Annotated in this window: 18 protein-coding genes and 2 pseudogenes; 14 read left to right on the top strand and 6 right to left on the bottom strand. The window is 58.2% G+C overall.

The genetic code is table 11. From position 1 onward, the window contains the following. Positions 1 to 906 precede the first annotated feature (906 nt). The 4 genes and pseudogenes from ACZYSM_RS25160 to ACZYSM_RS25145 form a co-directional block, all read left to right on the top strand. On the top strand, positions 907 to 1,236 hold the full coding sequence (locus ACZYSM_RS25160; RefSeq protein ID WP_489075710.1) for a ComEA family DNA-binding protein: 330 nt from the start codon (positions 907 to 909) through the stop codon (positions 1,234 to 1,236). 283 nt (positions 1,237 to 1,519) lie between these two features. Continuing rightward, positions 1,520 to 1,813 carry a type II toxin-antitoxin system RelE/ParE family toxin gene (locus ACZYSM_RS25155; protein WP_489075708.1) on the top strand — a complete coding sequence of 98 codons (294 nt, stop codon included), beginning with the start codon at positions 1,520 to 1,522 and terminating at the stop codon, positions 1,811 to 1,813. Between the two features lies 1 nt (position 1,814). Beyond that, the gene (locus ACZYSM_RS25150) at positions 1,815 to 2,105 is read left to right on the top strand and encodes an addiction module antidote protein (protein WP_489075707.1); all 291 of its coding nucleotides are present in this window, start codon (positions 1,815 to 1,817) and stop codon (positions 2,103 to 2,105) included. A 362-nt stretch (positions 2,106 to 2,467) separates the two neighbouring features. Further along, positions 2,468 to 2,815, top strand: a pseudogene (locus tag ACZYSM_RS25145) (SDR family NAD(P)-dependent oxidoreductase); the annotation flags it as partial. 50 nt (positions 2,816 to 2,865) lie between these two features. On the opposite strand, the gene ACZYSM_RS25140 reads toward ACZYSM_RS25145, so the two are convergent. Continuing rightward, on the bottom strand, positions 2,866 to 3,207 hold the full coding sequence (locus ACZYSM_RS25140) for a type II toxin-antitoxin system HicB family antitoxin (RefSeq protein WP_489075705.1): 342 nt from the start codon (positions 3,205 to 3,207) through the stop codon (positions 2,866 to 2,868). Continuing rightward, a complete protein-coding gene (locus ACZYSM_RS25135; RefSeq protein WP_489075703.1) occupies positions 3,207 to 3,455 on the bottom strand; it encodes a type II toxin-antitoxin system HicA family toxin in 249 nt (82 codons plus the stop codon). Before ACZYSM_RS25135 ends, ACZYSM_RS25140 begins: the two co-directional genes overlap by 1 nt. Positions 3,456 to 3,751: 296 nt before the next feature. Between ACZYSM_RS25135 and ACZYSM_RS25130 the strand changes: the two genes are divergently transcribed. The 4 genes from ACZYSM_RS25130 (at position 3,752) to ACZYSM_RS25115 (ending at position 7,688) form a co-directional block, all read left to right on the top strand. After that, positions 3,752 to 4,546, top strand: a complete 795-nt coding sequence (locus tag ACZYSM_RS25130) for an SDR family NAD(P)-dependent oxidoreductase (protein ID WP_489075701.1) — start codon at positions 3,752 to 3,754, stop codon at positions 4,544 to 4,546. Positions 4,547 to 4,585: 39 nt separating this feature from the next. Continuing rightward, entirely contained in the window at positions 4,586 to 5,860 is a 1,275-nt protein-coding gene (gene fabF, locus ACZYSM_RS25125; RefSeq protein WP_489075699.1) for a beta-ketoacyl-ACP synthase II, read from the top strand. 80 nt (positions 5,861 to 5,940) lie between these two features. After that, positions 5,941 to 6,594, top strand: a complete 654-nt coding sequence (locus ACZYSM_RS25120; protein ID WP_489075697.1) for a GntR family transcriptional regulator — start codon at positions 5,941 to 5,943, stop codon at positions 6,592 to 6,594. Positions 6,595 to 6,836: 242 nt separating this feature from the next. Continuing rightward, positions 6,837 to 7,688: an urea carboxylase-associated family protein gene (locus ACZYSM_RS25115; protein WP_489075696.1), complete on the top strand. Its 852-nt coding sequence runs from the start codon at positions 6,837 to 6,839 to the stop codon at positions 7,686 to 7,688. Positions 7,689 to 7,871: 183 nt separating this feature from the next. Here ACZYSM_RS25115 and ACZYSM_RS25110 read toward each other — a convergent pair whose 3' ends face one another. From ACZYSM_RS25110 to ACZYSM_RS25095, 4 genes and pseudogenes are all read right to left on the bottom strand, one after another. Further along, positions 7,872 to 8,084, bottom strand: a complete 213-nt coding sequence (locus ACZYSM_RS25110) for a type II toxin-antitoxin system mRNA interferase toxin, RelE/StbE family (protein WP_489075712.1) — start codon at positions 8,082 to 8,084, stop codon at positions 7,872 to 7,874. A 64-nt stretch (positions 8,085 to 8,148) separates the two neighbouring features. Beyond that, entirely contained in the window at positions 8,149 to 8,388 is a 240-nt protein-coding gene (locus ACZYSM_RS25105) for a type II toxin-antitoxin system RelB/DinJ family antitoxin (RefSeq protein ID WP_489075694.1), read from the bottom strand. 810 nt (positions 8,389 to 9,198) lie between these two features. Next, positions 9,199 to 9,366 (bottom strand): DUF2897 family protein, encoded by a 168-nt coding sequence (locus tag ACZYSM_RS25100; RefSeq protein ID WP_489075692.1) that lies wholly within the window; start codon positions 9,364 to 9,366, stop codon positions 9,199 to 9,201. 131 nt (positions 9,367 to 9,497) lie between these two features. Next, a pseudogene (locus ACZYSM_RS25095) lies at positions 9,498 to 10,083 on the bottom strand (hypothetical protein). A gap of 424 nt (positions 10,084 to 10,507) precedes the next feature. On the opposite strand from ACZYSM_RS25095, the gene kdpF reads away from it, so the two are divergent. The 6 genes from kdpF (at position 10,508) to ACZYSM_RS25065 (ending at position 18,575) form a co-directional block, all read left to right on the top strand. Then, positions 10,508 to 10,597 carry a K(+)-transporting ATPase subunit F gene (gene kdpF / locus ACZYSM_RS25090; protein ID WP_007899818.1) on the top strand — a complete coding sequence of 30 codons (90 nt, stop codon included), beginning with the start codon at positions 10,508 to 10,510 and terminating at the stop codon, positions 10,595 to 10,597. Between the two features lie 8 nt (positions 10,598 to 10,605). Further along, positions 10,606 to 12,300 carry a potassium-transporting ATPase subunit KdpA gene (gene kdpA / locus ACZYSM_RS25085; RefSeq protein WP_489075690.1) on the top strand — a complete coding sequence of 565 codons (1,695 nt, stop codon included), beginning with the start codon at positions 10,606 to 10,608 and terminating at the stop codon, positions 12,298 to 12,300. Positions 12,301 to 12,310: 10 nt separating this feature from the next. Continuing rightward, positions 12,311 to 14,392 (top strand): potassium-transporting ATPase subunit KdpB, encoded by a 2,082-nt coding sequence (gene kdpB, locus ACZYSM_RS25080; RefSeq protein WP_489075688.1) that lies wholly within the window; start codon positions 12,311 to 12,313, stop codon positions 14,390 to 14,392. A 55-nt stretch (positions 14,393 to 14,447) separates the two neighbouring features. Continuing rightward, positions 14,448 to 14,993, top strand: coding sequence for a potassium-transporting ATPase subunit KdpC (gene kdpC / locus ACZYSM_RS25075; protein WP_489075686.1), 546 nt, complete (start codon positions 14,448 to 14,450; stop codon positions 14,991 to 14,993). Positions 14,994 to 15,170: 177 nt separating this feature from the next. Continuing rightward, entirely contained in the window at positions 15,171 to 17,828 is a 2,658-nt protein-coding gene (locus ACZYSM_RS25070) for a DUF4118 domain-containing protein (RefSeq protein WP_489075684.1), read from the top strand. Between the two features lie 48 nt (positions 17,829 to 17,876). Then, on the top strand, positions 17,877 to 18,575 hold the full coding sequence (locus ACZYSM_RS25065; protein ID WP_489075682.1) for a response regulator: 699 nt from the start codon (positions 17,877 to 17,879) through the stop codon (positions 18,573 to 18,575). Positions 18,576 to 18,661: the final 86 nt, after the last annotated feature.

The following is an 18,661-nucleotide window of genomic DNA, read 5'->3' as shown; positions in this document are numbered from 1 at the left end:
ACTCAGTTCAATTTGTTCGTCTTCACTGAGCACGATGTCCTGAGAGTTCATGTGATCACTCCAAGTACTGACTGACCACAGAAGCATAGCTCAGGCTAGAAACTTATTTAAGAGACAGGACACTAGTCGACCCGCTATTGGTACACACGTCGCCACCGTCGGCCCATGCTGCCAACGCGAAGCCGCATGCTACCTTGGACATTCGGCAGACTTGGAAAAGTCGGACGAAAGCTAACTGTGTTGTGCATGCGCCAGCGCTGGCATGGGTCGTCGAGGTTGAGGACGATGATCATCGGCGAAGGCCTAAATGGACTGTCCTGAAGGTACGCCGGGGTCGGGGGGCCTTGATGATTGTCGGTCGAGCGGCCTTGATACATGTCAGTCAGGACAAAAGTTGCGAGCAGCTCTGCTGCCGCAACCGTATAACAACAGTAATTAATTATGGATGTTTTATTCGATGACTTTCTGGCTATCGTTGCTGGCTGTGTTCAGCGCATCTCTGATGCTCACAGGTGCCTTGCGGCGCAATGCAGCGATGCGCAACCAGCGAACGCAGTTCTCACTCGTTACCGACACCGCGAAGCGGCGGTATCGCCATTGTCCTTTGCGCTGTAAATTGTCGACGGCTTGACGGGACTGGTTCTGGCTTAGGTGCCGTTGGTGATGCTTGCGTTTAGATTCAATGCCGGTAAGTCGAAGGTAAAGGTCATTTTAGTGCAAGAGAAAAGCTAGTTCTCAAGCGTTTGTAACCGCTATGCGAGTCAGCTGTCGATCGCTCCCGTTGTCCGCTGATTATTACATGTGCTGTAACGTTCTGGTTTTTGACAAACTTGTATCATCGCCTAAGTTTGAGAGGCAGCTTCGGAAAAGCTGCTTCTCCCTTATCGATGTCATGGAGCGTCACCTATGCGTACAGCCTACTTCTCCTCTCTGGTTTTTGCTCTGCTGACCAGTGCGTCTATTGCCGTTAGCGCGGCACCTGCCAAACCAGAGGCCTCTGCGCCTGTCGCTGCGCAAGTAGCGCCTGCCGGGCAAACCTCCAAGACCAATCTTAATGGGGCCGATGCGGCTACCTTGCAGCGCGAGCTCTCCGGGATTGGTGAGGCCAAGGCGCAGGCGATTGTTGCTTACCGTGAGAGCAATGGGCCTTTTGCGTCGGTGGATGAGTTGCTGGAGGTGAAGGGGATTGGCAAGGCGATTCTGGACAAGAACCGCGACAAGCTTGAGGTCAATTGAAACCCATACGTTAGTGCTTGAGGCCGGTCATTGATCGCGATGCTGTTCACTTAAGCGTCGCAGCGTCGCGATCCACTGGATATCGGGTTTAGACATCTTCACTGCCCTGGGCCTCGACGGTCTGGGGCATTTTTTATGAACAGCGCGCCAAGGTTGCCGCTCAACTCCTTTCGCCTTAGTGAAGACCGTAGGGGGGGCTTTATTGCGTCTTGGCGACCAGAATTAGCACGGTATAGTAATACTATACGATTGCATTATGTCTCCATTCGGATACACTTTGTGTATGGCTTACATCATCCAGCAGACGAAAGCCTTCGCTCAATGGCACTCAGCAGTGCGCGACCTGCGCGCCAAGGTTGCCATCGCTCGACGCATTGATCGAGCCTCGACGGGCAACCTCGGCGATGTAAAGACAGTAGGCGGCGGCGTATCTGAAATGCGCGTGGATGTTGGAGCCGGATACCGCCTTTATTTCACCATGCGAGGCGGCGTGATCATCGTCTTACTGGTCGGTGGTGATAAATCTACACAGGCTGCCGATATCCGGCAGGCAAAGACGATGGCTAAGGAGGTTTGATATGCCTAACACCCTTATTCCGTTCGACATGGCGGCGCTACTCGATACTGATGAAGCCGTCAGCGAGTACCTGTCTCAGGTTCTAAGCGACGGAGACACCGACGAGCTGATCCGCGCAGTTGGCTATGTAGCGAAAGCTCGTGGCATGGCACAGATCGCTAAAGACTCTGGACTGGGCCGTGCCAGCCTATATAAAGCGTTTGCACCAGGTGCCAAACCTCGATTCGATACCGTAGTCAAAGTAATGCGGGCAATGGGTGTCGAACTGCACGCCACGGTTGCACATGGCTGAGTCAAACCCCCGGACGCAAAAAGCCCAGCCCTAGACTGCAATGCTGTTCACTTAAGGAAAAACGCCGCTTGCCTCTAAATTGAGAAAGCGGCGTTTTCCTTGGCTTCGCAGCAGATCCGAAAATCAGAAGCTTGCGGCCTACGGCTTAAGTGAACAGCATTGCGGTCATTGACCGGCCTTTTTGCCCTCTGATGTATGAGCAATTTAGTAAGGTGGAGCTATTCCGCCTTTTGTCAGAATCAAAAAATTTCGGCTATCATATTTGGTTTAGATTATGCCTATAATAAAAACGCGTCCCCCTGAGGTGCCTTGACAGCCAAGGTACTCAATCTCCCCTCAAAGCTTCTCCCGGGAGTGCAGCTATGAACCCGGTCCAATCCAAAGGTACAGCCCTCATTACTGGCGCATCGTCCGGTATCGGTGCGATTTACGCTGAGCGGTTGGCGGCGCGTGGTTATGACTTGTTGTTGGTTGCTCGCGATGAACAACGGCTGGAGGCTGCCGCGAGCAGATTGCGAGTCGAGCACGGTGTGCAGGTTGAAGTGTTAAAAGCGGATCTCACGCTCAAGGCCGATTTGCTGAATGTCGAACAGCGCTTGCGCAGCGATTCAAGCATCAGCCTGTTATTGAACAATGCCGGTGTCGCTGCCGATGGCTCATTGGCCAGTGCCGATATGGATCAGATGGAGCGGATGATTCAGCTTAATGTGGCATTGCGGCCCCGCGCCGGGCTTTTCGTTTCTGGCTTTCGTATGGCCGATCAGGCGTGGTGTTCCAGATACTCACTCAGCGCCTTGCGGGTCAGATCATTCAGGGAAATGCTCTGCTGTGTAGCAGCCACGCTGGCGGCTAAATGCAGATCATGCCCTACCCTGACGTTGAACGATCCCTTGCATGGAATCTCTGCCTCCTGCCCAAGCGAACTGCAGGTACTCAGGTAATCATCAACAGCTTCGCGGAACGCTTGGCTCAACTCGGCAACCGTATCCCCTTCATAACTGACCAGGGCGCGAACGAACTGAAGTTTGCCAAATAGGCAGTTGTCCTCGGGACTGGCCTCGATGGAGCCATAGTAGCCCCGGTGTTGCAGCATTGTGTTCATCAGATCAATCCTCCTGCTTTGAGGTGTTCGATTACCTGGCGTTTGACGTAGGCCTTCAGTTCATTGCCGGGGTGCGGCTTGTGAAGGTTGATCATCGCTTGTGGATTGCCGTTGTCGAATTTCACCCGACTACCATCGCCCTGCAACTGGCGGTACCCCATGCTGCTGAGCAGCGCTACCAATTCCTGCCAAGCGAATCCAGCCTGCTTATTGAGCAGTTTGGCGAGCAGCTTCTCGTGCTTTGACATTGAGTCTCCTGATTTGCAACTAACTTTAGTTGCATGGTGGCGCCCAGTCAACCCGCCCCCTCTAGCTCCCCTCCCTAAGCCATAGATCCCGCCATTGAGCGCAATGCCGCTCCGCTTAAGTGAACAGCATTGCGGTCATTGACCGGCCTTTTTTGTAGTGCGCCTTTTGTCAGAATAAAAAAATTACGACTATCATATTTAGTTTGGATTATGTCTATAATAAAAACGTTCCCTCTTGAGGCGTCCTGAATCCAGGTGCTCAATATTTCCTCAAAGCTTCTCCCAGGAGTGCAGCTATGAACCCGGTCCAATCCAAAGGTACAGCCCTCATCACTGGTGCATCGTCCGGTATCGGTGCGATTTACGCTGAGCGGTTGGCGGCGCGTGGTTATGACTTGTTGTTGGTTGCTCGCGATGAACAACGGCTGGAGGCTGCCGCGAGCAGATTGCGAGCCGAGCACGGTGTGCAGGTTGAAGTGTTAAAAGCGGATCTCACGCTCAAGGCCAACCTGCTGAGCGTCGAACAGCGCTTGCGCAGCGATTCAAGCATCAGCCTTTTACTGAATAATGCCGGTATCGCTGCCGATGGCTCATTGGCCAGTGCTGACATGGATCAGATGGAGCGGATGATTCAGCTCAATGTGGTGGCGGTCACGCGTTTGGCTTCTGCTGCTGCGCAGAGCTTTTCGGCTGCCGGACGCGGTTCGATTATTAATCTGGCGTCGGTGGTGGCGTTGATTCCGGAGCGTTTCAATGCGACCTACAGCGCGACCAAAGCTTACGTATTGAGTTTGACCCAGTCCTTGAACGCCGAGTTGAGTGGGTCGGGCGTGCAAGTACAAGCCGTGTTGCCGGGCGTGACTCGCACGGAAATTTGGGAGCGCTCAGGGATCGATGCCAGTGCTATCCCGCAAGAGATGGTGATGGATGCAGGGGAAATGGTCGACGCGGCATTGGCCGGTTTCGATCAGGGTGAATTGGTCACCGTTCCTTCGTTGCCTGATGCGGCGGATTGGGACGCGTTTGTTGCGGTGCGCCATGGGTTGGGGCCGAACTTGTCGAAGAGCAGTGCGGCAGTTCGTTACAAGTGAGGGCCCTTGGTCAATGAAGCGGTTTGAGGTGTTTAGCGTATGAACGGTCGTCGAGTTGTCGTGACGGGCATGGGCCTGGTTTCTCCGCTGGGTTGCGGTGTTGAACGAGTCTGGGAGCGTTTGTTGGCCGGTCGTTCGGGGCTACGGCGGTTGCCGGAAGAGGTAGTTGCTGATTTGGCTGCCAAGGTTGGCGGTGTGGTTCCAACTCTGGCAGAGGATGCTGAAGCAGGTTTTGATCCGGATCGGGCGACGCCGCCCAAAGAGCAAAAGAAGATGGACCGTTTCATCCTGTTTGCCATGGCGGCTGCCCAGCAAGCGCTGGAGCAGGCAGGTTGGGTGGCGGCTGATGCTCATGCGCAGGAGCGAACGGCAACGATCATTGGTTCGGGTGTCGGTGGTTTTGGCGCGATTGCCGATGCGGTGAGAACGACTGACAGCCGTGGTCCGCGGCGTTTGTCGCCGTTCACGATTCCGTCTTTTTTGGTCAACCTTGCGGCGGGTCATGTGTCGATCCAGCACGGTTTCAAAGGCCCGCTGGGTGCGCCGGTAACCGCCTGTGCCGCGGGGGTACAAGCTATTGGTGATGCCGCGCGATTGATTCGTTGCGGCGAAGCCGATATTGCGGTGTGTGGCGGCGCGGAAGCAGTCATTGATCGCGTCAGTCTTGCCGGGTTTGCGGCAGCCAGAGCCTTGTCGAGTGGCTACAACGACACCCCCGAGCGCGCTTCGCGACCGTTCGACAGTGGGCGCGATGGCTTTGTCATGGGGGAGGGCGCGGGCATTCTGGTGATTGAATCGCTGGAACATGCGCAGGCCCGAGGCGCTCAACCCCTGGCGGAACTGGTGGGTTATGGCACCAGTGCCGATGCCTATCACCTGACTGCCGGTCCCGAGGATGGCAGCGGTGCGCGGCGTTCCATGGCGCTGGCATTGGCGCAAGCCGGCATCAGCGCGGCGCAGGTGCAGCACTTGAACGCTCATGCGACATCTACCCCAGTAGGTGATCTGGGCGAGATCGCCGCTATCAAGTCGTTATTCGGTACCCACGAAGAAATCGCTGTGACATCGACCAAGTCTGCCACCGGGCATCTTTTGGGTGCTGCTGGTGGAATTGAGGCGATCTTCACGATTCTGGCGATCCGCGATCAAATCGCTCCGGCTACCCTGAACTTCGAGAACCCGGATGAAGCGGCAAAAGGGCTGGACATTGTCCATGGCCAGGCGCGGTCGCTGCCGATCGAGTATGCGTTGTCCAATGGCTTCGGCTTTGGCGGGGTCAATGCCAGCGTGTTGTTCAAGCGTTGGCAGGCGTAAGTATCAGTCATTCGGAAAATTGGCACGAATAGTGGTTATTCCTTAGCCGACGATTGTTGAACAATCATAAGGCGATGACCATGAACAGCGGACTTTCCCTGGCCGACCACATTACGTTGGAGATGCGGACCGACATCATTGGTGGTCGTTTGTTACCGGGCATGGCCTTGATCGAAAGTGATCTGGTGACGGCCTACAACGCTTCACGCAACACCATTCGCGAAGCGTTGCATCGACTGGGACAAGAGGGGCTGACCCGCTATGTGCGCCATAAAGGCGTGGTGGTGCGGCGCCTCGGGGTTGATGAGGTGCGCGATCTGTTTCAGGTCCGGCGCACGCTTGAGTTGCAGGCCATTGCCACTAGCAAACCGCTGCGCGAGTACCAGTCGGATCGCATGCTCGAGGCCATCGAAGCCACCGAGCTTGCTCGGGATCGTGAGGACTGGCGGGCAGTCGGTACCCACAGCCTGTGTTTTCACCAGCATATCGTCGGGCTGATGCGCAGCCCGTTGTTCGATGAGTTCTTCACCAACATCGGCGCCCAGATGCGTCTGGTGTTTTCTGCTGCGCCAGACGAGGAGCACTTTCAAGCGCCTTGGCTGGAGCGCGATCGACAGATTCACGATTTGCTTGCCGAGGGTGAAAAACCTGCTGCTCAGGAGGCGATGAGTCTTTATCTCGACGACTCCGAGCAGCTGTTACTCGACATGCTCAGCCATTCCCACCACCACTAACAATGAAATACGGCGGTAGCAGCTGCCGAGCCTGCGAGGCTGCGTTCGAGCCGGGGTCGCGCTCGACCGAAGTCCTCGCAAATCTGCGTACGTGGTTTGCTTGAAAGACCCCGTTGCCTGATTTAACGACCGCTTCGTCCGAAGCGCGGCCCGAGCCGAACGCAGCCTCGCAGGCTCGTCAGCTGCTACGAGAGTTAGAAAAAAAAGATGTGTAGATACCCCACTGATCGAGGATGTTCACCATGTACAAAGACTATCCCGCGGCTTACCAGGTCAGCAAAGGTTCGGCCCTGCAAGTGGACAAGGCCTTTTATGAGCGGATCCGCGAGGCCAAGGACGGTCGCACGCTGATCGAGCAGTTCGAAGTGCCGATCCGCACTGGCCGCGCGTGGAAAGTACCGGCCGGGCATGTCTTTCGCGTGACCACTCCGGTCGGGCCGCAAGTGGGGGATTTCAACGTCTGGAACGCCAATGATCCGCGCGAGCGGCTATGGGCGGCCCGCACTCGTCAATTGCAGGGCGCTCATGTCAGCACCCATGACCGGCTCTGGTCGAATCTGCCGTTTTTGCGGCCCTTGGTGACCATCACGGATGACAGCCTGGCGAGTTACGGTATCGATGAACATGGCGGTCGACTTCACGATCTGCTGGGTACGCGCTGCGATCCCTACGTGAACAAAATGCTCACGGGTGAAGACTTCCACCATCACTGCCATTCCAATCTGACCCGCGCCGTATTGCCCCATGGATTGACCGAGTTCGACGTACACGATGTGCTGAATATCTTCCAGTGCACCGGTCTTAACCATGACGACATGTATTTCATGAAAGCCTGCCCGGCGCAGAAGGGCGACTATCTGGAGTTTTTTGCCGAAATCGATTTGCTCTGTGCTTTGTCCACGTGCCCGGGAGGCGATTTATCACTGGCGATGTGGGGGCCGGATGCGCAGGATCCGCTGAGCGTTTGTCGTCCGTTGGGGGTGGAGATCTATCGGCTCGAGGATTCATTGCTCGAAGGCTGGAGCCAGCCTGAGCGTGCGGCCTATAAGGGGATGCACGGGTTGCACATTGCCAAGGCCGAATGGGAGAAATAGAAGCGCCGGAGCCCTTGCCGGGATTTGAAGTCAGGCGATATGTGTGGCGAGGGAGATTGCGCGCCGTCTTCGACGCCGCGCTGTCGCGCAGAGGATACCTCGAACGTCTGCCGCCATGCGTAGCGCTTTGCTGACCAGGTTGGCGTCATCGACCAGGGAAAACGCCGTTATTCGAAGTCGCGCTTACTTCAGGCGTTCAACCGCTTTGCGATAAGTCTCTTCGTCTTCTCGTTTGCCTACAGCAACAACGAAGACAACCACCTCTTGATCGACGACCTGATACACCAACCGATAACCGCTGCTGCGCAGTTTGATCTTGTAGCAGTCAGGCAGTGAGTGCAGGCGGTTCGCTTCAATGCGAGGGTTGAGCAAAACTGCAGACAGTTTCTTTTTCAGCTGCTACCTGACCGTGTCACCCAGCTTTCGCCATTCCTTCAGCGCACGATCATCAAATTCGAGACTATAGGTCATCCAGCGAAACCTTTACGCGCTGTGGCGAAGCTAGGCGTTCGCGCACAGTAGCGATGAGGGCTTCATCGTCCGTTGTCATCAGGACGGGACGAAAAGGAAGCTCGCCGCGCTCAGCAACATACTGCAAGGCTTGGCGCATTAGCTCAGATGGTGTAACGCCAAGGCGATCTAGCTCGCGGTAGGCACGGGTTTTGAGATCATCGTCGATACGGATGTTGATGGACGCCATGATTGACAACCTGTAATGACATTTGTATTTACAGTGCCAGCCCTGCTGGGCTTTGGCAAGAGCTGCTGGTCATTAAGACATTTACCATGACCTCCATTATGCGCAGGCCGATAAGTGTTCTCTGGAGAATCGTTAGCAGTGGTGCAGAGAGCATCTGTAGGAGCATGGCTGCCAGCGATGGTGTCCTTGAGATCGCCATCGCGCCTTGAGCCTCTCCGTCAACATGGTTTTACTGTATCCGGCGCCGTGATCAAAGGAGATTCCCGAGAGGTAGTCGACTTTCTTGTGGGTGATACAAATGCTTTGTTTTTGATTCGGCTTTTGATCCACCTGCCCGTTCGGAAGGCCGAGTACAGGTGTCCATCAGGGGGGGGCGCAGCGCCGTTCGGCGAAGCCGGACATATCGAGAGGAGGTCGTCGCGAAGCGGACTGTAGGCGATGCCCCCTGATGGATACCGAAGCAAGGGAACACCGAGCCCCAGCGAGGGGCCGTACGCTCGGGGCAAAGACTTTTGGTTACTTTTTGCTGGGCCGGCATTCCGGCGTCTGAAAAAGTGACACGCTGTAAGAGCGGAACCCTAAGTGGCCGTTACCGCAGAAACGGATATGTACACCAGCAAGAGATAGGGCGGCTGTCAGGCCGCCATCGCGGGCAAGCCCACTCCCACATTTGGTCTGTGTACATCCGCAAAAGATAGGTCGGCTGTCAGGCCGCTATCGTCGGATCGCCGCAAACTCGCTCCCACAGGTTCTGTGCATGGCGATAGATAAGAAAAACCCCGCCATTGGTTCTCAATGGCGGGGTTTTAATTAACGATCCTGAGCATCCTTGGTGTCCGCTTCCGCGTTGCGTTCAGCCACGCGTTTACGTTGCTCGTCGGTCAGTTCAACTTTGTTTGCGGTGTCGCGCAGCATCATCAAACCGCCGACGATCGAGCCGATTGCAACAACCATAATCATCCAGGCATACCAAGGCATAGGGCTCTCCTTCAGGGCAGCTACTGTGCGAAGGGTTTCGCGCAATGGTCATGCAACTACCACTTTGAGTAACAGCGTTTATCAGTGGTTCCATTGTAGGCCTGATCTGTCTGGATAGCGCTTCTCAGTGTTTATAGCCCGGTCAACATCGCATCGGCCGGTGCATCGGCGCGCAGTTGTGCGGTCATCAGGAAGTACACAAAACCGACTGCCATAAAGCCGAGGAAAATCAGCCTGATCAAGGTGTTGAACCAGGCCATCACCACCAGGCAGACCACCGGCGATGATCGCCCGGTGTGGCGTCTGGAAACGTGACAGTTTGGCCAAAGACGCAGGCAGATAACCAGCGCGGGCGAGGGCAAAGAATTGCCGCGAGTAGCCGAGGATGATCCCGTGGAAACTCGCCACCACTCCCATGAAGACCAGCAGTCCGGCGATCAGCCCGCCTTTTTCACCGAACGCTCGACGGCTGTAGGCGAACGGACCGCCCGCGTGGGGGATGGCGGTAGTCAGTTCGGTGAAGCTGAAGATGAAGATGAAGATGAAGATGAAGCAGGTGTACATCGTCGCGACCATCAACGAAGTCACCAAAAAGCCCAGCGTCCCGGCCACGCCCCAACCGTAACTCCAGCCGAAGTACTCACCGGAAATCACCAGCCCGACCGCAATGCCCCATAGGTGCAGCGTGCCCAAGGTGGGCTTGAGTTGTGTGTTCATGCATTGCTCCCTGAACGGTTTGGAAGTGTTCGGGGAGTCGGTGTGCAGCGGGCATGCCATTTCACTAAAACACGTCGTAAAGGGCAGAAAGGCGTCGTATCGGGGATTTTCGCCGCTGAATGTCACCGTTTTGTGCGCCACATGAGGGCGTGGTTGGATGTTCTGACGCCATCGCGAGCAAGCTCGCTCCTACATTAGGCCTGTGTCACTCACCCAATTGTGTGTACCGCAAATCCACTGTAGGAGCAGTTTGCTCGCAATGGGGCCCGCCCGGTCACCGCTGAAAACAGGCCTGTAATCCCCACATAGTCCTACTCTTTACACATTCTTTATGCCGCGCCGCACCCCTCGATCTCGTTCCTTTACAGCCTCCCTGCAGACAATGGCTCTACACGCGGCAATCGCCGTACGACGGAGAAATTCCATGAGCGTTCTGGACGGAGTGTCACTGCTGTTGGCAGTGGGGCTGTTCATTTATCTACTGGTTGCGCTGTTGCGCGCCGATCGGAACTAGGAGCGGCTATGCACAGTTATGACTATTGGCTGATCCTCGCCTTCTTCGCCCTGGTGCTGATACCGGCGCCATTTCTGGGACGGTTCTACTACAAGGTGATGGAAGGCCAGCGCACTTGGCTGACGCCGATCCTCGGACCCGTGGAGCGCGGCTGTTATCGGGTGGCCGGGGTCGATCCGCAAACCGAACAGAGTTGGCAGAAATACACGCTGGCCTTGCTCGCCTTCAACCTTGCGGGCTTTTTGCTGTTGTTCGCCATTCTGTTGTTTCAGGACTACTTGCCGCTCAACCCGCAGAATCTGCCGGGCCAAGAGTGGACGCAGGCGTTTAACACCGCCGTCAGTTTCATGACCAACACCAACTGGCAGTCCTACAGTGGCGAAGCCACGCTGAGCTACCTCAGCCAGATGGTCGGCCTGACGGTGCAGAACTTCGTCAGCGCCGCTACCGGTCTCGCTGTGTTAGTTGCCCTGTGCCGTGGCATCGGTCGCCGTTCGGCGCAAACCCTGGGTAACTTCTGGGTCGACATGACCCGCGCCACCCTCTACGGCTTGCTGCCGTTGTGCTTGTTGCTGGCGCTGTTTCTGGTCTGGCAGGGTGTGCCGCAAACCTTCGCCCATTACGTGAATGCGCTGACGATGCAAGGCGTGGATCAAGTGATCCCGCTAGGTCCGGCCGCCAGCCAGATTGCGATCAAGCAACTGGGCACCAACGGCGGTGGCTTCTTCGGCGTCAACTCGGCCCATCCGTTCGAGAATCCGACAGCCTGGAGCAATCTGTTCGAAGTTTCCTCGATCATTCTGATCCCCGTAGCGCTGGTGTTCACCTTTGGCCATTACGTCAAAGACCTGCGCCAGAGCCGGGCGATCATCGCCTGCATGCTGGCACTGTTCCTGATCGGCGGCGCTACTTCGATGTGGGCCGAGTACCAGCCGAACCCAACCCTGAACAACGTAGCGGTCGAACAAACTGCGCCGCTGGAAGGCAAGGAATCGCGCTTCGGCACCACCGCCACTGTGCTCTGGTCGGTGACCACCACGGCGGCGTCCAACGGCTCGGTCAACGGCATGCATGACAGCCTCAACCCGCTGAGCGGCATGGTCGCACTGGTCAACATGATGGTCGGCGAAGTGATCTTCGGCGGTGTCGGTGCCGGGCTCTACGGCATGTTGCTCAACGTGTTGATTGCGGTGTTCCTCGCCGGTTTGATGATCGGCCGTACCCCGGAATACCTCGGCAAGAAGCTCCAGGCCAAGGAAGTCCAGTTGCTGGTGGTGACCTTGTTGGTGATGCCGGTTGGCGTCTTGGTGCTGGGCGCGATCGCTGCAAGTTTGCCTGGCCCGGCGTCGGCCATCAGCAACCCTGGCCCCCACGGTTTTAGCCAGTTGCTCTATGCCTATACCTCCGCCAGCGCCAACAACGGTTCGGCGTTCGCCGGCCTCGGTGCCAACACCCCGTTCCATAACCTGATGCTCGGTCTTGGCATGTTGATCGGTCGTTTCGGTTACATCCTCCCGGTACTGGCGTTGGCCGGCAGCCTGGCGATGAAGAAAACCGCGCCAATCGGCCAGAACAGCTTCCCGACCCATGGCCCGCTGTTCGTGACCTTGTTGACCGTGACCATTTTGCTGGTGGGCGGCCTGACCTTCCTGCCGACCCTGGCGTTGGGGCCTATCGCTGAACATTTGAGCTTAGGCTTCTGAGGACTTGATGATGAACATGCCTGTTCCTGTAGCAAAAAAAGTTGCCTCAAATAAAGCCGCTGCCGTTAAAGCGCCTGAGCAAGCGAAAACCGCAATCTCGGCCCTGTGGCGTCCGGCGTTAGTGCAAGCCTTCGTCAAGCTCGACCCTCGGCAATTGCAGCGCGCGCCAGTGATGCTGGTCGTCGAACTGACGGCGATCCTCACCACGGTGCTGTGCTTCGTGCCGGATACCGCGGTACCGACTTACGTCGCGGCGCAAATCGCCCTGTGGCTGTGGTTTACCGTGTTGTTCGCCAACTTCGCTGAAGCCTTGGCCGAAGGCCGTGGCAAGGCCCGCGCCGATAGCCTGAAAGCCGGTAGCGAAGGCTTGAGCGCACGACGCAAGACGGCTGATGCGACCTTTCAGGTGGTGCCCGCCACCAGCCTGCGCAAAGGCGATATCGTCCGCGTCGAAGCAGGGGAAATGATCCCGGGTGACGGCGAAGTGATCGAAGGCATCGCGGCGGTCAACGAGGCGGCGATTACCGGCGAGTCCGCACCGGTGATCCGCGAGTCCGGCGGCGACCGCTCGGCCGTCACCGGCAATACCCGGCTGGTGTCCGATTGGCTGCTGGTGCGAATCACCGTTAACCCTGGTGAGTCGACACTCGATCGCATGATCGCTCTGGTGGAAGGCGCCAAGCGGCAGAAAACCCCAAACGAAGTGGCGCTGGATATCCTGCTGATCGGCCTGACCCTGATCTTCCTGCTCGTGGTCGTGACCCTGCAGCCGTTTGCTCACTTCGCTAACGGCAGCTTGCCGCTGGTGTTTCTGGTGGCGTTATTGGTAACCCTGATTCCGACCACAATCGGCGGCCTGCTCTCAGCCATCGGTATCGCCGGCATGGACCGTCTGGTGCGCCTCAATGTGATCGCCAAATCCGGTCGCGCCGTGGAAGCGGCGGGTGATGTGCACGTGCTGTTGCTGGACAAGACCGGCACCATCACTTTTGGCAACCGGCGTTGTACCGCGATTTACCCCGCACCAGGTGTCAGCGCCAAAGAGCTGGCCGAAGGCGCGTTGCTCGCATCGTTGGCTGACGACACGGCGGAAGGTAAATCCATCGTCGAATACCTGCGCGGACTTTATCCACAGGCTGAACCAGCCACCGATGTGCTGACCGCAGTGCCATTTAGCGCCGAGACTCGTTTGTCCGGTGTCGACTACCAAGGTCGGACTTACCGCAAGGGGGCAGTGGATTCGCTGCTGACCTTCGTTGGGTTGCAACGTCGCGATGTGCTGCCGGCCCTGTCCCGGGAAATCGACAAGATTGCCCAGAGCGGCGGCACGCCATTGCTGGTGTGCGCCGAGGGCAAATTGCTCGGTGCGATCCATCTCAAGGACGTGGTCAAACCCGGCATTCGTGAGCGTTTCGCCGAACTGCGCAAGCTGGGCATCCGCACCGTGATGGTGACCGGCGACAACCCGCTGACTGCCGCCGCGATTGCCGCTGAAGCAGGTGTCGATGACGTGTTGGCTGAAGCCACCCCGGAGAAGAAACTGGCGCGTATTCGTCATGAACAGAACGACGGTCGCTTGGTGGCGATGTGTGGTGACGGTGCTAACGACGCTCCGGCGCTGGCCCAGGCAGATGTCGGTATGGCGATGAACGATGGGACTCAGGCTGCGCGTGAAGCCGCGAATATGGTCGACCTCGACAGCGATCCGACCAAGTTGCTGGACGTGGTGCAGATCGGCAAAGAGTTGCTGGTGACCCGTGGCGCGTTGACCACCTTTTCCATCGCCAACGACGTGGCCAAGTACTTCGCGATTCTGCCGGCGCTGTTCGCCTCGATCTACCCACAACTGGGTGTGCTCAATGTGATGCACCTGGCCAGCCCGCAAAGCGCGATTCTCTCGGCGATCGTCTTCAACGCCTTGATCATCGTGGTGCTGATCCCGTTGGCCTTGCGCGGTGTGCGAGTGCAGGCGGCGAGCGCGGCGCATTTGCTGCGGCGCAATCTGCTGATTTACGGCCTGGGCGGGCTTCTGGTGCCGTTTGTGGGTATCAAGGCGATCGACATGCTGCTGACGGCGTTGCATTTGGTGTAACTGCTGCACGCCGCGCCGGTGGGCGCGGCGTTCAAACTGAATTGAGGATTTGATGATGTCCACAATGATACGTCCGGCCTTGAGCCTGCTTGTTCTGATGACCCTGATTACCGGCGTGGCCTATCCGCTGGTGGTGACCGGTGTGGCTCAAGTGGCGTTCCCGGATCAGGCCAATGGCAGCCTGGTGCGCGATGCCGACGGCAAGGTCCGCGGCTCGGCACTGATCGCCCAGGATTTCACCGGCGACAGCTGGTTCCATCCACGGCCATCGGCGGGTGCCTTCGCCACGGTATCGAGCAGCGCCAGCAACCTGTCGCCCAGCAACCCGGCGTTGGCCACTCGTGTGATTGACGATGCCAACAAGCTGCTGGTGCCGGGGCAGGGGGCGGTTCCATTGGCGCTGCTCACCACCTCAGGCAGCGGCCTTGATCCGCACTTGCCACCGTCAGCGATTATCTATCAACTGGCGCGGGTTGCAGCCGCACGCAACCTGCCGGTTTCGACCGTGCAGCAATTGGTGGAGGCGCATATTGAACAGCCGCTGGTTGGTCCGCCGGTAGTGAATGTGTTTGCCTTGAATACCGCGCTGGAAAAGTTGTAAGAGCGCTGTTGTAGGAGCGAGCTTGCTCGCGATGGACTCAAGGGCGGCGCGTTTATTCAGAAAACACGCGTTATCGTTAACGTCCATCGCGAGCAAGCTCGCTCCTACAGGGGCTTGCCCGCGAAGACGGCAGGACAGGCAATGCAAATTTCACTAAGACCTACAAGGCAATAACCCATGAGTGACTCCGGCCGCGCCGACGCGCTGTTAGCAGATTTACCCCGCGACGGTCGTGGTCGGCTCAAGGTCTTCCTCGGTGCCGCCCCCGGTGTCGGCAAGACTTACGCCATGCTTCAAGCGGCCCACACACAACTGCGTCAGGGCGTGAAAGTCCTCGCCGGGGTGGTGGAAACTCATGGTCGCGCGGAAACCGAAGCGCTGCTTGGCGGTTTGCCGCAGCAGCCGTTGATCCGTTCCGAATACCGCGGCGTGATGCTCGAAGAGATGGACCTCGACGGTCTGCTCAAGGCCAAACCTAAACTTGTACTGGTCGACGAACTGGCCCACAGCAATGCTCCCGGCAGTCGCCATACCAAGCGCTGGCAGGACATTCAGGAACTGCTGGCGGCCGGCATTGACGTGTTCACCACGGTCAACGTCCAGCATCTGGAAAGCCTCAACGATAAGGTGCGCGGCATCACGGGTGTGCAGGTTCGCGAGACTTTGCCCGACTGGGTGTTGCAGGAAGCCTACGAACTGCTGCTGATCGACCTGCCGCCCCGGGAACTGCTGGAGCGTCTGCGCGACGGCAAGGTTTACGTGCCGGAGCAGGCACGGGCAGCCATCGACGCGTTCTTCACCCAGACCAACCTTACCGCATTGCGTGAATTGGCGATGCAAACCGCTGCAGCCCAGGTTGATGATGACTTGGCGCAAGGCTATCGGCAGTTGGGCCAGGCAGCGCCGGCGGTACGCGGGCGACTCTTGGTGGGTGTCGATGGCGACGCGCAGGCCGAGCGTTTGGTACGCCACGCCAGCCGGGTCGCTCAGCGCCGGCATTTGCCCTGGAGTCTGGTGCATGTGGATAACGGCAGTGTGCGTGACGAGCAGTCGCGTTTGCGCCTGCAAAATGCCCAGCAACTGGCCGAACGCTTGGGCGGTGAAGTGGTGTTGTTGCGTGCTGGCGAGGTCGCGAAAACCTTGATTCAACACGCCGCCGAACGCCGCGCGAGCCTGGTGCTGGTCGGTCAGTCTCGAGAGCGTTTGCGCCGTCGGCTGTTCGGCGGCGGGCTGGCCTCACGCTTGCTGCGTGATGCGCGCGGGCTGGAAATCAACGTCCTCGACAGTGACATAGACCGGCCAGCACCGCGCATGCGCGCGCGGCATTCATTGGTCTGGTTCGACTATGCCCTGGCGGTGTTGGCGACGGTACTGGCCAGCGCTTTGGCCTGGGGAGTGGCCAGTGTGTTGCCGCTGCCGAACATCTCGCTGGTGTTCCTCGCTGCCGTGCTACTGGTGGCGGTGCGCAGCAGTCTCGGCCCGGCCTTGGCCTGCGCGGCGCTGTCGTTCCTGACCTATGACTTTCTGTTCATTCCACCGAACTTCTCCTTTGCCATTCAGCGCGAGGAAGATGTGCTGACGCTGCTGTTCTTTCTGTTGATGGCGGCATTGACTGGCAACCTCGCCGCGCGGCAACGGCGCCAGTTGCAGGCATTGCGTGACACTCAGGAGGAGACCAGTGAATTGCTCGACCTGTCGCGCAAACTGACCGCCGCGACTGATCGCCAAGCGGTCGTCAGCGCTGGCGCGCAGCATCTGAACGGCTGGAATGATCTGCAATTGTGCCTGCTCAACCGCGATGGCCAAGCCCCCGGTGGCTGGACGGTTGAAACCGGCGGCCCGTTGCAGTTTTCTGAAGCCGAGCGCGCTGCCGCCGACTGGGCCTGGCAACACGATCAACCCGCGGGCATGGGCACCGGGACCCTGCCATTCGGGCGTTGGTGGTGGTGGCCATTGTCGGTAGAAGACGGGCCGCTGGGGTTACTCGGCGTGTGCACGAAAGACGGCCAGCCACTCAGTGGTCAGCGTCGGCGATTGTTGACTGCTCTGAGCCAGCCATTGGCTCAGGCTTTAGCCCGGGCGCAATTGGCCGAGGATCTGGAGGCAGCACGTCTGCATGGCGAAACCGAGCAATTGCGCAGCGCCTTGCTGGCGTCGGTGTCCCACGACTTGCGTACCCCGCTGACCTCCATGCGCGGCAGCATCGACAGCTTGCTGGCCTTGGGCGAAGCGATTCCGTTGGAGGACCGCCGCGAATTACTCGAAGGTACCCGCGATGAAGCCGAGCGTCTGGATCGCTATATTCAGAACCTTCTGGACATGACCCGTCTTGGGCATGGCGCGCTGAAGCTGGCGCGGGACTGGGTGTCGCCAGCAGATATCGTCGGCAGTGCGCTGAATCGGCTGCGAGCGGTGCTGGCGCCGTTGCAAGTCAGCACCGATGTGCCGAGCGAGCTACCGCTGCTCTACGTGCATGCGGCATTGATCGAGCAGGCGCTGGTGAATGTACTGGAAAACGCAGCACGTTTTTCTCCGCCTCAGGGGCGTCTGCAGTTGTGCGCCAGCGCGACCGACAGTGAGCTGTTTTTTTCGGTGAGCGACGAAGGGCCAGGTATTCCAGAGGCCGAGCGCGCGAAGATTTTCGACATGTTCTACACCGCGGCTCGCGGTGATCGGGGAGGGCAGGGCACGGGACTCGGCCTGGCGATCTGTCAGGGCATGGTCGGCGCCCATGGTGGGCGTATCAGTGTGGCTGACGGTATCGAAGGTCGCGGCACGTGCATCACGATCCATCTACCGTTGCAGGAGCAGCCCGGACTTGAAAGTGAAGCCTGACATTCTATGCGCTACTCTTGCGTCACTTCTTTATCTTGATCAGAAACCATGAGCCAGACTGCGACCATTTTGGTCATCGACGACGAACCGCAGATTCGCAAATTCCTGCGTATCAGCCTGGCTTCTCAGGGCTATAAAGTGCTGGAGGCCGGCACCGGCAGTGAAGGGCTGGCCCAAGCCGCATTGAACAAACCCGATCTGCTGGTGCTCGACCTCGGCTTGCCGGACATGGACGGCCAGCAGGTGCTACGCGAGTTTCGCGAGTGGTCGACAGTGCCGGTGCTGGTGTTGTCGGTACGCGCCAGCGAAGGACAGAAGGTCGAAGCCCTCGACGGAGGGGCCAATGACTACGTGACCAAGCCTTTTGGTATTCAGGAGTTTCTCGCTCGGGTGCGCGCTTTATTGCGTCAGGCACCGACGGGCGAAGCGCAGGAAGCGGCACTCAACTTCGGTCCGCTGACGGTGGACCTGGCGTATCGCCGGGTGCTGCTGGACGATGCCGAAGTGGCGTTGACCCGCAAGGAATACGCGGTGCTGGCGCAATTGGCACGGCACCCGGGACGAGTCATCACTCAGCAGCAGTTGCTCAAGGATATCTGGGGCCCGACCCACACCGAAGACAGCCATTACCTGCGAATTGTGGTCGGCCACCTACGTCAAAAACTGGCGGACGACCCGACCCAACCGAGGTTTATCGTGACCGAGGCTGGGGTGGGGTATCGGCTAATGAGTAGCGACAATCTCTAAGGTTGTATTGCCTGATAAATTGCTATCGCGAGCAGGCTCGCTCCCACAATAGTTCGGCGCGGATCACATACTTGTGGACGACGAAA

It is taken from the genome of Pseudomonas sp. F220, from assembly GCF_057813935.1.
Note: the sequence above shows the minus strand (reverse complement) of the source record. Positions and strands in the feature narration are given on the sequence as shown.